The sequence below is a fragment of the Bartonella sp. AA126HLJHH genome, from assembly GCF_042197425.1.
Lineage (GTDB): Bacteria > Pseudomonadota > Alphaproteobacteria > Rhizobiales > Rhizobiaceae > Bartonella.
On sequence record NZ_JBHIRU010000004.1, the window covers coordinates 45,691 to 61,517 of the forward strand.

General features: G+C 33.3%; 14 protein-coding genes. 9 read left to right on the forward strand and 5 right to left on the reverse strand.

Annotated features, from left to right (window positions below):
• The first annotated feature begins 5 nt into the window (after positions 1 to 5).
• The 6 genes from sufD (at position 6) to ACFIQC_RS03425 (ending at position 8,731) form a co-directional block, all read left to right on the forward strand.
• The gene (gene sufD / locus ACFIQC_RS03400) at positions 6 to 1,268 is read left to right on the forward strand and encodes a Fe-S cluster assembly protein SufD (RefSeq protein ID WP_375621244.1); all 1,263 of its coding nucleotides are present in this window, start codon (positions 6 to 8) and stop codon (positions 1,266 to 1,268) included.
• Between the two features lie 10 nt (positions 1,269 to 1,278).
• Positions 1,279 to 2,523, forward strand: coding sequence for a cysteine desulfurase (locus tag ACFIQC_RS03405; RefSeq protein ID WP_375629820.1), 1,245 nt, complete (start codon positions 1,279 to 1,281; stop codon positions 2,521 to 2,523).
• Positions 2,516 to 2,917, forward strand: coding sequence for an SUF system Fe-S cluster assembly protein (locus ACFIQC_RS03410; protein ID WP_273787976.1), 402 nt, complete (start codon positions 2,516 to 2,518; stop codon positions 2,915 to 2,917). The genes ACFIQC_RS03405 and ACFIQC_RS03410 overlap by 8 nt, the downstream gene beginning before the upstream one ends.
• 83 nt (positions 2,918 to 3,000) lie before the next feature.
• Positions 3,001 to 4,644, forward strand: a complete 1,644-nt coding sequence (locus ACFIQC_RS03415; RefSeq protein WP_375706741.1) for a site-specific DNA-methyltransferase — start codon at positions 3,001 to 3,003, stop codon at positions 4,642 to 4,644.
• Between the two features lie 22 nt (positions 4,645 to 4,666).
• The gene (locus ACFIQC_RS03420) at positions 4,667 to 7,420 is read left to right on the forward strand and encodes a DEAD/DEAH box helicase (RefSeq protein WP_375706742.1); all 2,754 of its coding nucleotides are present in this window, start codon (positions 4,667 to 4,669) and stop codon (positions 7,418 to 7,420) included.
• A 372-nt stretch (positions 7,421 to 7,792) separates the two neighbouring features.
• Entirely contained in the window at positions 7,793 to 8,731 is a 939-nt protein-coding gene (locus ACFIQC_RS03425) for a COG2958 family protein (protein WP_375611904.1), read from the forward strand.
• A gap of 548 nt (positions 8,732 to 9,279) precedes the next feature.
• On the opposite strand, the gene sodC is transcribed toward ACFIQC_RS03425, so the two are convergent.
• The 4 genes from sodC to ACFIQC_RS03445 form a co-directional block, all read right to left on the reverse strand.
• Positions 9,280 to 9,807, reverse strand: coding sequence for a superoxide dismutase [Cu-Zn] SodC (gene sodC / locus ACFIQC_RS03430; protein WP_375621248.1), 528 nt, complete (start codon positions 9,805 to 9,807; stop codon positions 9,280 to 9,282).
• A 452-nt stretch (positions 9,808 to 10,259) separates the two neighbouring features.
• Complete coding sequence (locus ACFIQC_RS03435) at positions 10,260 to 10,568, reverse strand: hypothetical protein (RefSeq protein WP_375621249.1); 309 nt, start codon at positions 10,566 to 10,568, stop codon at positions 10,260 to 10,262.
• The gene (locus ACFIQC_RS03440) at positions 10,561 to 10,905 is read right to left on the reverse strand and encodes a hypothetical protein (protein WP_375621250.1); all 345 of its coding nucleotides are present in this window, start codon (positions 10,903 to 10,905) and stop codon (positions 10,561 to 10,563) included. Before ACFIQC_RS03440 ends, ACFIQC_RS03435 begins: the two co-directional genes overlap by 8 nt.
• Before the next feature lie 509 nt (positions 10,906 to 11,414).
• Complete coding sequence (locus ACFIQC_RS03445; protein ID WP_375706743.1) at positions 11,415 to 12,641, reverse strand: UbiH/UbiF family hydroxylase; 1,227 nt, start codon at positions 12,639 to 12,641, stop codon at positions 11,415 to 11,417.
• 185 nt (positions 12,642 to 12,826) lie between these two features.
• Between ACFIQC_RS03445 and pcsA the strand changes: the two genes are divergently transcribed.
• Genes pcsA through ACFIQC_RS03460 form a run of 3 tightly spaced genes read left to right on the forward strand, consistent with a single transcriptional unit; the run spans position 12,827 to position 15,122 of the window.
• A complete protein-coding gene (pcsA, locus tag ACFIQC_RS03450; protein ID WP_375613431.1) occupies positions 12,827 to 13,639 on the forward strand; it encodes a phosphatidylcholine synthase in 813 nt (270 codons plus the stop codon).
• A 26-nt stretch (positions 13,640 to 13,665) separates the two neighbouring features.
• Positions 13,666 to 14,712, forward strand: a complete 1,047-nt coding sequence (locus tag ACFIQC_RS03455; protein WP_375613430.1) for an enoyl-CoA hydratase/isomerase family protein — start codon at positions 13,666 to 13,668, stop codon at positions 14,710 to 14,712.
• Entirely contained in the window at positions 14,709 to 15,122 is a 414-nt protein-coding gene (locus tag ACFIQC_RS03460) for a DUF6163 family protein (protein WP_375613429.1), read from the forward strand. The genes ACFIQC_RS03455 and ACFIQC_RS03460 overlap by 4 nt, the downstream gene beginning before the upstream one ends.
• A gap of 314 nt (positions 15,123 to 15,436) precedes the next feature.
• Here the strand turns inward: ACFIQC_RS03460 and ACFIQC_RS03465 are convergent, their stop codons facing one another.
• A complete protein-coding gene (locus ACFIQC_RS03465; protein WP_375618144.1) occupies positions 15,437 to 15,799 on the reverse strand; it encodes a hypothetical protein in 363 nt (120 codons plus the stop codon).
• Positions 15,800 to 15,827: the final 28 nt, after the last annotated feature.

The following is a 15,827-nucleotide window of genomic DNA, read 5'->3' on the forward strand; positions in this document are numbered from 1 at the left end:
TAAATATGAATGCACAGCAAAACTTATTAGCGGTTGAAGAAAATATACTCAGTAATTTCAATCAGTATGTAAACCACTTACCTGGTGATAAAGCTGTACAGGAAATCCGCAAGAAAACTATTGAGCAGTTTCAAATGACACGGCTTCCTTCCCGTAAAATCGAAAGTTGGCATTATACCAATCTGCGTACCTTACTGAAGTCTATTAGCAATTTTTCAAAAGTTCAAGACAATCAATTGGTTGATGCATTGCTTTCAGAAAGTGCTGTTTTCTCCATAAACAATGGAAAAACATCGATAGAGTCAAAGGTAGACAACATTGCAGTAAAACGCCTTTCAGACGCATTAGAAGATAATTCTGTACAGATAAATCAAAACATTTCTGATGAAGATTTTATTGGACAGTTAAATACAGCTTTTGTTACAGATGGTTGGCTTTTTCACATCCCTGAAAATACAAAGTTAAATATCCCCATTGAATTACAAAATATACAAATGGGGGGACAATCTCATATTTTTTCGGATATAAAAGTTGATAAAAATAGTCAAGTTATGTTTATTGAACATCAGGTTGGCAATGATAAAGATACCTTTGTCAGTTCAATATTTTCATTAAATGTTGCTGCTGATAGTGATGTTACGTGGATTCTCATTCGCAATCGTGATTTTAATTCTACACAATTTGGTCGATTTTGTGCTGTTCTTGATCAAAGAGCGAAGTTATCACTTTATGTCATTAATATAGGGAGTCAATTAAATCGCCAAGAAATCGATATTGAATTACAGGGAGAAGAATCTGATTTTCAATTACGCGTCATAAATTTATTATCAGGACAAACACATAGTGATCTTACAATGACTGTTCGTCATGTGGAAGAAAAATCAACATCAACCGAAATTATACGCAATGTGGTTACAGATAAGGCTGTTGGTGTTTTCCAAGGAATAATACGTGTTTCTCAAAAAGCGCAAAAAACAGATGCACGCATGGCTTGTAATAGCCTTATTCTTTCAGATGATGCAGAATTTAATGCAAAGCCTGAACTGGAGATTTTTGCTGATGATGTTGCATGTGGTCATGGTGCAACAGTTGCTAATATTAATCATGATTATCTTTTTTATCTTATGACACGTGGTATCCCTTTTAAAACGGCTCGTGCGCTTTTGATTAAAGGATTTATCTCTGAGCTCATTGATGACATCAAGCAAGATAATATTCAAATCGTTTTGGAGAATATCATTAGTAAATGGCTTGAAAAAAATGTTTAAGGTAGAAAAAATGGAAAATAACGTACAAACATTTACTTATAATGTCGAAGAAATTCGGCGTGATTTTCCTATTTTGCACCATCAAGTTTATGGAAAGCGATTAGCATATCTTGATAGTAGTGCTTCTGCCCAAAAACCAATGTCAGTACTCAATGCAATGAATAATTATTATCACTATAGTTATGCTAATGTGCATAGGGGAATGTATTTTTTAGCCAATATAGCAACACAATCATATGAAAATTCTCGTGAAACCGTTCGTGTTTTTCTAAATGCTCAAAAAGCTGAAGAAATTGTTTTTACGAAAAATGCAACAGAAGCTATTAATACTGTTGCTTATGGTTGGGCGATGCCAAAACTCAAGGAAGGTGATGAGATTGTTCTAACGATCATGGAACATCATTCAAATATTATTCCTTGGCATTTTCTCCGTGAACAAAAAGGTGTTAAACTTATTTTTGTTCCTGTCGATGAAAATGGTGTTCTGCACATTGAAGATTTCCAAAAATCTTTAAGCGAAAAAACGCGGCTTGTTGCTATAACGCATATGTCCAATATATTAGGAACGGTGCCTCCTGTTAAAGAGATTATTAAGCTAGCACATCAAAATTCTATTCCGGTTCTTGTTGATGGTTCTCAAGGAGCAGTACATTTAACCGTTGATGTACAAGATCTCGATTGTGATTGGTATGTCTTTACAGGTCATAAGCTTTATGGACCCACTGGTATTGGTGTTTTGTATGGTAAAGAAGATAGATTAGAAGAAATGCGTCCTTTTCAAGGGGGAGGGGAAATGATCGAGGAGGTAACAACCGATAAGGTTTTTTATAATGCTCCTCCTTACCGTTTTGAAGCAGGCACTCCTCCTATCGTTGAAGCTATTGGATTAACTGCGGCTATTGATTATATACAAGAGAAAGGTCGGAGTAAGATTCATGCCCATGAGAGGTCCCTTTTAGCTTATGCGCAGGAAAAACTTAAAATGGTTGAGTCATTGCGTATTTATGGTCATTCTCCCAATAAAGGAGCTATTATATCATTTACAATTGAAGGGATTCACGCCCATGATATCGCTATGTTTATTGATAGAAAAGGGGTTGCGATACGTGCGGGAACTCATTGTGCACAGCCTTTATTACAGCGCTTTGGTCTAACATCTATTTGCCGCGCATCGTTAGCCATGTATAACACTCAAGAGGATATAGATCAATTAGTAGAAGCATTGCAAGAAACAAGGACATTTTTTAATGGCTGAATCAATTGAAGAGCGTCATTCTACAGAATCCGTTGAAACTGTAAGCGAAAATAAAAAATCTTACATATCAGCAATTCCAGCAGACGAAATTGATCGTATGACAAATGATATTATTGCTGCTCTCAAAACAGTTTATGACCCAGAGATTCCTGCTGATATTTATGAGCTAGGACTGATTTATCGTATTGATATTGAAGATGATCGTTCAGTAAAAATTGAAATGACTCTTACAGCACCGGGATGTCCTGTTGCGGGTGAAATGCCAGGGTGGGTAGAAAATGCAGTCAGTGCAGTTGAAGGGGTTTCGTATGTTGAAGTCACTATGACTTTTGATCCACCATGGACACCTGATTGTATGTCAGAAGAAGCTCAAATTGCTGTCGGATGGTACTAAAAGTATTGTTAAGAGACTCTAATTTAGCCATTCATGAATAAGCTGTTTACTTTTCACAAGCATTTGAATTTAAGGACGATCGCATGAGTTATAATAAACAAAAACTAGAACTCACTTGGATTGGAAAAGAAAAACGCCCAAAACTAGAGCCTCGTATCTTATTAGAAGATCTTGAAAAATCTTATCACGCTCCGCACCAAGTATCTACCCAAGATATTTTTGATAATAAACTCATTTTTGGTGATAATTTACTCGCACTCAAAGCGCTTGAACAAGAATATATGGGGAAGATAAAATGTATCTATATCGATCCGCCTTATAATACAGGCAATGCCTTTGAACATTATGAAGATGGTTTAGAGCATTCCATATGGCTCAGCCTTATGAGAGACAGGCTAGAATTGTTACATCATTTACTGGCGGATGATGGAAGTATCTGGATATCAATTGATGATGATGAACAAGCCTATCTTAAAGTGATGATGGATGAAATTTTTGGTCGCCAAAATTTCATCAACAATATTATTTGGCAAAAGAAATATGCTCCACAAAATGATACAAAATGGCTTTCTGATAATCATGATTTTATAATGGTTTATGCTAAAGATAAAACGATTTGGCGCCCTCAATTGCTTCCTCGTTCAAGCGATATGGATGCGCGCTATAAAAATCCTGATAATGATCCTCGCGGTCCTTGGAAATCTGGAGATTTATCTGTAAAAAGAGTAACACCTAAGGATATTTATGAAATCATCACACCTTCTGGACGCAAGGTAATGCCTCCTAATGGTAGAAGTTGGGCTATGAATAAAAAAAAATTCTTTGAATTATTGAATGATAATCGTATTTGGTTTGGTCCAACAGGAAGTAATGTTCCTTCTATGAAACGTTTTTTATCAGAGGTAAAAAATGGTATGGTTTCAATGACCATTTGGCCTTATCAGGAAGTTGGCCATAATCAAGATGCAAAAAAAGAAGCCAAAGTCTTCAATTTTGATAGTGTCTTTACAACTCCTAAACCGGAACGTTTAATGGAACGCATTATTCAACTTGCCACTAATCCCGGTGATCTTGTACTGGATTCTTTTGCTGGTTCTGGCACAACCGGTGCTGTTGCCCATAAAATGGGAAGGAAGTGGATTATGATTGAACTTGGTGAGCATTGTCACACCCACATTATCCCTCGTTTAAAACAAGTCATTGATGGAACTGATCAAGGGGGAATTTCCAAAAGTGTCAATTGGCAAGGTGGCGGTGGATTCCGTTATTATCGCCTTGCACCTTCCCTGTTGCAAAAAGATCCATGGGGACAATGGATTATTAGTCGCGAATATAATGCTGCCATGCTATCAGAAGCCATGTGCAAACATATGGGATTTACCTACGCACCTGATGAAAATCATTATTGGATGCAAGGGTATTCAACCGAAACAGATTATATTTATGTCACAACAAGCGCTATGACCCATGAACAACTCCGTATAATGAGTGAAGAGGTTGGCTCTCATCGCACGTTGCTGGTTTGTGGTACAGCCTTTGATACAAAATCAGCATTCTTTGAAAATCTAACACTCACTAAAATCCCCCGTGCAATATTAGAAAAATGCGAATGGGGAAGGGACGATTACAGTTTAAATGTAGCCAATCTTGAACCAGTGATTGTGGTAAAAGAAAACAACAAAAATAAAGATATTATTACGCAAGCAGAATTAGATTTATTTGAATAGTATATAAAAAGCGGAGTTTTTCATGAACACTGTTGAAAAAAGGATTTCTGCTCGCTTATCGTTACGTGATCCTCAACGTGAATCTTTAAATATTTTGGTAAAAATCTTAGAAAATATAGAGCTTTCTAAAAATGCTGATTTGGTTGCAGAGTTAGAAGTGATAAAAAATCTTTATCCTTCTGTACAAGATTTTGAACGAAATTTTCCCTCTTTTTGTTTTGCCTTAGCAACGGGTGTTGGGAAAACGCGACTTATGGGGGCTTTTATCAGCTATCTTTATTTAACAGGTCGTAGTCGCCATTTTTTTGTTTTAGCGCCAAATTTGACTATTTATGAAAAGTTAAAACAGGATTTTAGTCCCCAAAGTCCGAAGTATGTTTTCAGTGGAATGAGTGAATTTATTGCCAATAGACCCGTTATTATTACAGGTGAAGATTATGAAAGTGGTAAAGGTATTCGTGTTGATGAACACCATATTCAAGGACAAAAGCGTTTGTTTGAGAATAGAGATACGGCCTTTATCAATATTTTTAATATTTCTAAAATTAATACAACGGATAATAAAAAAGGCGCACTAAAATCTAGTATTCCGCGAATTAAACGCTTACAAGAAACGATTGGTGAAAGTTATTTTGATTATCTCGCAAATCTTCCTGATTTAGTTTTGTTAATGGATGAAGCACATCGTTATCGAGCTTCTGCTGGTGCGGCAGCAATTAATGAGTTAAAACCTGTTTTAGGAATAGAGCTTACAGCGACACCAAAAACAATAGGTGCAAAACCCGTAGATTTTAAAAATGTTGTCTATAGTTATTCACTTGCAGAGGCTATGAGAGATGGTTTTGTAAAAGAGCCTGCTATTGCTACACGTAAAGATTTTCAACCTCAAAATTATACATCTGAACAATTAGAACATATCAAATTACAAGATGCAATTCATGCCCATGAAAACGTGAAAGCAGATTTAATTGCCTATGCCAAAGATTATAACAAAAAGTTTGTTAAGCCTTTTATTTTAGTTGTCGCTCAAGATACAAATCATGCACAGAAATTGCGTGATTTATTGGAAACAGATGATTTTTTTACAGGAGCTTATAAGGGAAAAGTTATAGAGATTCATACAAAACAGTCGAATATAGAAGAAGATCAAAATATTCAAAAGCTGATTGCAATTGAAGATTCTCATGACCCAACAGAAATTGTTATTCACGTTAATAAATTAAAGGAGGGGTGGGATGTTACGAATCTCTATACTATTGTACCGTTGCGTGCATCGGCTTCAGAAATTTTAACAGAGCAAACAATTGGGCGTGGATTGCGTTTGCCTTATGGGTATAGAACAGGCGTGGAAGCTATTGATCGTTTAACAATTATTGCGCATGATCGTTTTCAAGATATTATTGATCGTGCAAACGATCCAAACTCAATTATAAAAAAGCATATTGAGATTGGAACAGGAGGGAATATCCCCTTTGAAAAGACCGATATAGTGACAGTTCCAAGTCAAGTAGAAGCTTTATTGATGCAAACGATGGTAATACGTAATTCCGATATAAATGGAGCATCTTCTGATTTACAAGGTATCATATTACGTCATACAGATTCCCCTACATTAACGCCTGAAGAGCAAGATATTGCAGCGATCGCGTGGGATCTTATCAAAGAGAATGATAAATTGCCAAGTTCTCAAATGCTTTGTTCTGCACAGATACAAGAAAAAATTGCTAATAAAGTTATGAATATTAAGCCTTCATCACAAAAGTCTCTTGTATCAAAAGTGGTGACAATTCTGACAAAACAATTAACAGAACTAATAATAGATATTCCAAATATTATACTCATTCCTTCGCGTGATGTTACTTATGGTTTTTATGATTTTGATTTGGAAAATTTAGAAAACTTAAATTTTCAACCTGTTAGTAAAGAACTTTTAATTCGAGAATTGCGTACCCATAAAAGCATTTTTCTCACATCTAAGAATGAATATGTCAAAGAGCCTTATCTTGAAAACTACATCATTCGTGGTTTGATTGATAATGACTTTGTCGATTATGATAACCATACGCTCTTATTACGAAAATTAGCTAGTCAGATAGTAGAACATTTCCGATCTTATTTACCCAATGATACAGCTGTTGAGAACGTATTAATTCACTATCAGCACAAGCTTACTAGTTTTATTGTTGCGCAATTAAGAGAACATCAATGGGAAACGCAAAAAGATTATGCGGTTAAAGTTACACGAGGTTTTACAATTTTACAACCTATCCATTATGTGTTGCCGCAAGGGACGTCTCCTCTTGATTTTCGTAATATTCCTGCCATTAAAAGCGATATTAAAAAACTTGTATTCAGCGGCTTTAGAAAATGCTGTTATCCTTTACAAAAGTTTGATTCAGTAGAAGGGGAATTACGATTTGCCCAAATATTAGAGGATGATGCAAAAGTATTGAAATGGATGAAACCCGCTCGAGGTTTTTTCAGAATAGAATATGATAAAGGATCAATCTATGAACCAGACTTTGTTGTAGAAACGAAGGATGCCAAATATCTTTGTGAGCCTAAAAAAGCCTCTGAAATGCAAAATCCTATTGTTTTAAAAAAGAGAGAAGCTGCAGTTCAATGGTGTTGTCATGCAACGCGCTATGCGGCAACTTATGGCGATAAAAAATGGTATTATGTTCTTATTCCCCATGATGCTATTAAAGCAAATAGTAGTTTTGAAGGTTTGTGTGCAGAGTTTACCATTTCAGAATCTATACTTGAGAGCTCATAACTTTTTGCTTCAAAAATAAAACACATAAGTTTTTTTAATTGACGGGTGTGAGGTTCAATCAAATATTTGAATAATTATTTTAACTTTTTTCTAACGACGTTAAAAGAAAAATGTATAGAAAAGTTATACAAGATTATGCTTTTGTATGGGGATTTGTAGCACATTTACAATTTTTTATAAAAGTACAATCTTATTTTCGTTATGTGAAAAGATCTTTGAGTTATAGTTATAAATTAAAAAAAATATTTTAATTTTATTGAGTAATTTGATAAATGTTCTTTTTTTAAAAAAACTTAAACAGTTTATTGTTCTTTCATTTAAAACGCCTGAATATAATGAAATACCCAGAGGATAAAAGGGGGAGTTTTTCATATGACTTTAAATTTAACAAACACTGTTTTTAATTTTTTAAAGAAAAACCCGACAAAAAAGTTTACAGCTCGAGAAATTGCTCAATGGATATTTGAAAATTACCCAGAAAAATGCCGTCAAAAACAAAAGAATTCAACGGCAATAATCACTCCCCTTAATAGTGATGCAGCTCTTATTCAGCAAATTGTTGCTGAAATAGGGGCAAAACGCCCTCAGTTACAAAAGCGTTATTCAGAAATTAAAACCACTGAAGGACGACCGCGACAATATTATTTTACTGAACAAACAGATAGTGCTGAAATTGATACAATAGAGGACAATGCAAAGAGTAGAACAGAAGATGGCTCTGTTAAAGAGCATGATCTTTATCCATTATTATCTAAATTTTTATGGTCAGAGCTTGCAGTTTATAGCAAGCGCATTAATGAGAAATGTTCTCGTAATAAACATGGTGCAGGCGGAAATAAATGGCTTTATCCAGATCTCGTAGGGATGCAAGATTTAAGCAAGGAATGGAATCGTGAAATCAAAGACTGTGTTTTGCAATATTTTGATAAAAAGACAAAGCTTTGGTCTTTTGAAGTAAAAATTCTCATCAATCGTTCAAATTTACGAAAAGCATTTTTTCAAACAGTTAGTAATTCTTCATGGGCTAATTTGAGTTATTTAGTTGCTAGTGAAATTGAAGGAGTTGATACATTAAAAGAGCTTCGGATGCTTTCAAGTTTGCATGGAATTGGATTTATAAGACTTAATAAGGAAAACTCTTCCGAGAGTGAAATCTTAATTCCTGCCAAAGAACGTAGTGATATTGATTGGGATACTGCTAATAGATTAGTGGAGGAAAACAAAGATTTTCTTGATTATATTAAGCTCATTCGTCAATTTTATCAAACTGGTGAGATGCGTCCACTAGATTGGGATCGTATGTATCTATGAGGAGTATTTTTAAAAAGACTCTATTATTTAAAAGCCTTTTTTCAGAGTGATGAAAAATTACTCTAATTATTTTGTTTGACTTATTATATTGATATTGTATCAATTAAAATTTTTCTCACGTACCTCATGAGTAGGGTTGAGTAGGGGAAGAGTAAAAATTCTGTTTTAGGCCTGTTATATTTTGTGCATTGAGCGTGATTCCATTAGATACTAGACTTAATGATTATAATTTTTATTATAAATTTTTTATTATAGAGAGTGAAATTCGACTTTTTTGCTTTTTTACATCAAGCATGGAAAATATTACTTCCTCATATTGAAGTCTTCTTACGGAGAATTTACACTACTATTTCTTTAATTTCCATTGCTGTTCGTTTTGATGATTATTAAGCTTTTTGTTATCCGAACTAAACATTCAAAAAAACATTAATTTTATAAAATATTCACACAGTTTACTCAATTTCTTGAAATAGATTTAAAAAATAAATTTCTCTCACACCTTATGGTAAAGGGAGTGTGTACTGTCGCAGTCTGCCACAATACACTCTTTATTTTTCAATAATACCGCACGCTAAACGTGCACCACCTCCGCCAAGCGGTAATGGTTTATCTGATTGATTATCAGCCCCTAAATGAATGACTAAAGAGCGCCCTTTAATTTCAGAGATTTTTTTTAATCGTGGAGCAAGAACGCTCATTATGGCATATCCCTGCTTATCAACATAAAGTGCTGGTAGATCACCAAGATGACCATTGACATTATAAGGTCCTAAATGTTTTCCGGTATGTTCCGGATCATAATGTCCACCTGCGCTTCCACCAATTATACCATCTTTTGTATCACATGAAGGATTTACATGTACATGAAAACCATGTATCCCTTCTGATAAAGTAGATAAATTAGGGATGAAAATCAAACCGTGTATGTTTTCTTCAATTTTAATGCTACCAATAGCCTTTTTGGAATTGTTATCTTCTAATTTATAAATATTTACTTGTTTTGATAGTGCTAATGCAGAATTTTTATGAATTAAAAATGCCATAAAAAACAATAATGATAATAATATTTTTTTCATGAAATACCTTTATCTTATACTTTAATATATTATATCTATAAATAACAATCTATATTAATGATATATTATATAAATGTCTTAAATTTAAATTTAAGAAAAATAATTTACATAGAAATATTCTGTTATTAGAAAGAGCAAATAAATTAAAGTGTGTTTATATATATTTCTGAACATAACTTTTATTTCTTGATCTATAAAAAATACAGCTTTTATGGATGGATAATTATATCTCGCTTACATTTCTTCAAGAGATGCTTTTAAAAAATCTACTTTTTGAGGTATAATAAGAAATTAAATAAGGAATTTTAGTAAGTTAGATGTTATTTCATTTATAATATGATAATCGTTTCATCAAAAAAAGAACATATAATTTGTTGATGATTTAATTGTTTTTCATAGAAAAAATGACGAGAAATTTCTATTCATTATGAAATTTATAAGAGAAAAAATTATTATGATTCATATAAATTTCCCAATAAAATACAGCATATACCGACACTCCCTCCCATTCCTGATCCTATCAGTGCTCCTATTATTATTCCGGCAGAAAGTGCTACTCCTATACCCATTGCGATAACTGGACCAAATCCTGGAAGAGCAATATAACCATAAGCTGCAAGAGTTGCCGCGATAGCTCCTGATATGCTACCATTTAAACCGCCAATGAAAGCAAATTCTTTAATAGAATGGTAGCACTTTTTTAATTTTTTTTTCTTACAGCTGTGAAAAGAAACGTTGCTGTAAGTTTTTAAATCAATCATATTCTTTTCTTTCATTTTGAATGCTAACTGTTCCTGAATAGTCAACGGATACGAAAAAAAGGGACTTTTTAAATTTTACTAAAGCACGCCAGATACCATTGTCATCTAAGCGCAATCGTTTAATATTCCCAAAACCATTTTGCATAAGACAATTTTTAACTTGTGAAGCAGTAAATGAGTTCTGACCTATTTTAGTGACCTTTTGAGTAGAGCTATAGGTAAAGGTTTGACAATAAGGAAGGTGAAAAACTTCACTTATTGAAGTCGTGACTATCAACGAGACACATGCAATCATTATAAAAAAAGTACTTAATTTCAAAAAATTATTTAGTGTCATCTTGTTACCATTTGTTGAAACAACATTTCATTAACCTCTGTGTTACTAACAGGTTCCAAAGATGATTTTATTTTTAATATTATACTTAACAATAAAAATTTTTAAAAATATATTGATTAAATAAAACTGTTTTTTTATTATTTATTTTATTATTAAAATTAATTTTATAAAATAACTTTTTCAAAACGGTATTATTTTTCATTTTATTTATATTTCTAAATTTAACAGCTATGATTTAGAAGATATCTTTATAATTTAATTTGTAGTATATAATTCAGTTTTCTCTTATTTCATATCAACATACTAAATATATATAATAATTTTTAATAAAAAATAATTTACAGTTATATTAATTACACATGTTATTATTATAAATAAATCAAATAAATATAATTAATTATTTTAATATAATTTGTTACTTCTTATAAAGAACAAAAATATTTTTTATATCAGTAATAGATATGATTGCAAAATGCAATTTATTATTTTACGTTATTATCCATTATTGCTTAGTAGAGCTGTTTTGATGATTTTGTTGGAAATATTTGCATAATTTCCTTAAATCCATAACCGGGATACATTCCTTCGCGCATAAATAAATTACGTAATGGTGGGAAACTATGCAACAAACCAAGCCCAATGCTTCGTATGATATGAACAGGCAACATATGAGAAAGTAGAGCAGAGTTCAGCGCATGAACAGCTCCACTTCGGATTAATATATCTGGTTTGCGGCATTTGTTATAATGTGCAACAATCATTTCAGAGTTAGAATTGGATATTTTATTGGGTAAAATATCAATTAAAGTTTGGACATCACGGAATCCTAAATTCAATCCCTGTGCCCCAATAGGGGGAAAAACATGAGCGGCTTCACCCACTAAAATTGTTCGATTAGCAGCAAAATGATGAGAAAGAAGTCCGAAAAGCGGCCATGCTTGAATTGATGTTTCTAAGCTTAGCTTTCCAAGCATTGATTGCATTTGGTTTTCGATCATTTTTGCAATTGTTTTTGGTTCTATATTTAATAATTCCTCAGCGCGGGAAGGATGAACAACCCATACAAGACTAGATCTTCGTCCTGGTAGTGGAACCTGTGTAAATGGACCGTGTTCTGTATGAAATTCAGTTGATGTATTTTGATGAGAAAACTCATGAGAAAAGTTGAGAACAAGTGCTTTTTGGGGATAATTCCACTGTTTGACACTTATCCCTGCTGCGGCACGTGTAAGAGAGTGACGTCCATCAGCTGCAACAACAAGTGGTGCTTGAATAATTCTATGATTAGCAAGAATAATGCATACATGGTTTTTTGTGTGATGAACAGATTTGGCTGCAGAAACAAATCTTGTAATATTGGGCGTATGTGTAACAGCGTCGACTAAAGCACTGTTCAATTTTACATTAGGTATATTATAGCCAAAAGCTTTTTCGCCAATTTCAGTAGAAGAAAAATGCACCGTAGGAGCATGCACAATTCTAGAAGTTATATCTATAATTCTCATGGACGATAAAGCAGCTGCATGTTTTTGAAGATTATCCCAAATATTGAGTTTTTGAAGCATGCGTATTGCAGGCATCATAAGAGCCGTTGTCCGTAACTCATCTGTATGAGCAGGGGGCCCAACAAGAAAAACAGAAAGCCCCTTCTGTGCAAGACTCAGCGCGGCTAACATTCCGACAGGACCTGCACCAATAACAGCAATATCTTTATGCTCTTCCTTTTCAAATATCACAACGATTTGAACCTTTATTCATTGAGAAAATATTTTAACATTTCCAAATGATCTCTCTCTTTTTATTATATGAAGCTCTTCTATTATTATAGTATGTAATAAATAATGCGATATAAAAAAGTAACCTTTTTATGATTTTTTTTAATGCTGAGTTATATCATCGTTAAAAAATGGCGTATTGATAGATGGTTGAAGACTTTAAAAACGAGGATAAGAAAACCTTGAAACGTAAATTAACAAAGAAAATCAAAACAAATGCTAAATTATTACGCCATAAAAAAGTAACAATGCCACAAGCAAAGGCCTTTTCCGTTCATTTACTAACAGCTTCGGGATCATTTTTAGCGTTTCTTTCTCTTATATCAGCCTCTCAAAAAGAATGGACAGCTATGTTCTGTTGGCTTGGGCTTGCTCTTCTCGTTGATGGTATAGATGGACCAATTGCACGCAAACTTGATGTTAAGTACGTTCTTCCAACATGGTCTGGAGAGCTGTTAGATAATATTATTGATTACGTGACTTATGTCTTAATTCCTGCCTTTGCACTCTATCAAAGTGGTTTCATGGGGATAGGGTTATCATTTTCATTGAGTGCAATTATTGTTATTTCATCTGCTATTTATTATGCAGATACTAGTATGAAAACCAAAGAAAACTTTTTTAAAGGATTTCCTGTTGTTTGGAATATGATGATTTTTACGCTTTTTGTCGTCAGACCAGGAGAGTGGATTACTTTTATCATTATTGTTTTATCGGCGATTATATCTTTTTTGCCAATTTATTTTATTCATCCAGTAAGAGTCCTTCGTTTACGTAGAATTAATTTTCCCATTTTTCTCTTATGGTGTTTTTTTGGTGTTTCTGCCTTCTTTTATCAACTAGAGGCTCCCTATTGGGTTAAAATAGGAATTTCGGTAACAGGAATTTATATATATTGTATTGGCGCAATCATGCAAATATTTCCTAAACTTGGGGCAAAAAGTATAAAAAAACAATGAAATAATTGTTTTAAGAAGGGTGTGAGATGCAAATTAATTTTGGAGCAGATGATGATATTTCTTTTACGAAAGAAGGGCGTGCTGGTATTATAAAGCTCACACGTCCTTCAGCATTAAACGCTCTTAATCAACGAATGGTTTCAGCTTTAAAAAAAGCTCTCAGAACATGGGAAACAGATGATAATGTTTCTTGTGTCTTAATTGAAGGGGAGGGGCGTGCTTTTTGTGCTGGTGGAGATGTTGTAGAAATCTATCATATGGGGAAAAGTGCTGCTGCTTGTCAATACTTTAGAAATGAATATAGTTTAAATGCTTATATCAAACATTTTTCAAAGCCCTACATTTCTTTCTTAAACGGTATTTGGATGGGAGGAGGGGTAGGTATTTCTCTCTACGGCTCGCATCGAATTGTTACAGAAAATACAGTTTTTGCTATGCCAGAAGGTGCGATTGGATTTTTCCCAGATGTAGGTGCAAGTTTTTTCTTACCATCTCTTCCCAATCATTTTGGTATCTATCTTGCATTAACGGGCGCACGTATAAAGTGGGGAGATTGCTTAAATTTAGGATTAGCAACACACGCCGTTGCTGAAACTGAATTCGATATGATTAGAAAAGCTGTTATTGAGCAAGGAGATCCTACTTTAGCTTTAAACGAGCGAACAATTACAAAAGACTATGAAACAAGTCATGAAATACGTTGTATTATTAACACTTGTTTTAGTGCCCATACCTTAGAAGAATGTCTCGAGTTGCTACATAAAAAAAGCAATGAAGATGTTTTATTTGCTAAAGAATGTTATGATATTTTGCAGTCACGTTCTCCGACAAGTTTAAAAGTTATCTGGAAACAAATGAAACAAAATTCATCTCAAATGTTGGAAGATTGTATGAAAATTGAAAACCGCATAGCGTATCATATGATTCATTCACATGATTTTTATGAAGGTATACGTGCTATGTTAATCGATAAGGATAAAAGACCTCAATGGCAACCAGATAAACTTTCAAATGTGACAGATGAAATGGTAGATTCTTACTTCCAACCTGTTGAACAAGAGTTATTATTGTGAAAAATAATTCTCACAAACAGATTTCAAAAATCAATTTAATCTATAACTGTTACTTACGGTTTTTGGCATTTATTTGCTTAGTTCTAGGTATTTGTTATTGGATACGCCTTGTTGGGGTTTTTCCAGGTATTCTATGGCGTTTTGATCTTATGCCTTGGCAGTGGCAATTTGCATCAGCTATATTGGCTATTCTCTATCCTATTGCCTTAGTTGGACTTTGGATGTATTCACTATGGGGTATCATTGTGTGGTGTATTGCAGCGTTGATTGAAGCAATAACAATATATTATTCCGATTTTATTTATCAGCCATTTGTACCATTATTTCATGGAATATTGTTTTTAGCTTTTATAGTACTACAAATTGTAATTATTTTTTTTAAAAGAGTAAAAAATAAAAAAACATTGTGATTAAAATTTTCGAGCCAGAATAACAGGCTCAATTTTCGATCTTAGTTAACTTAAGTAGCTCATTTTAAAGCTTCGTTCCTCAAAACGCTGATGCTAGCTATACTTTTCCATAAAGTTCCATAATATATATTATGCGATAACATGATACAGAAGATAAATCCTTTATCCCAAAAGAAAACCCTACTTTAAAACATCATCATATTTATATCATACAATTTACTTTTAAAATAAAATTTGGTCTTTTAAGTACATTCCTTAAAGACCAAAAATAGTGATAGTGATAATGAAATTACGTATAATAAAACTAAGAAAAATTATTGTGCTATTTGACAACGTTTCGTACGTGCAAGATCACTCAAAACAGCATTACGGTTATTTAAAGCTGAAATTTCATTACTTTCACTGGATTTAGGATCTATAAAAAACAAAGCAGGAAGAAATACAAGACTTGTTGCTGCTAAAGCCGCATTTTTATTTCTTGCTTTATAACGCTCTCTAATTGTAGCATCGATTTGGCGCTTATTAGCAAAAAATTCCCGTTGAATATCAGAACAACTCATTGTTCCATCATGTAATGTGGTAACTGGAATATTTTTTTCTAAACGCCCCCCACATGCTGTCAAAAAAAACGCTAAAACGACAATACATACACCCCATTTAAAATTTTCTTTATACATAAAAACCTCACTTTTAACACAAAATGTT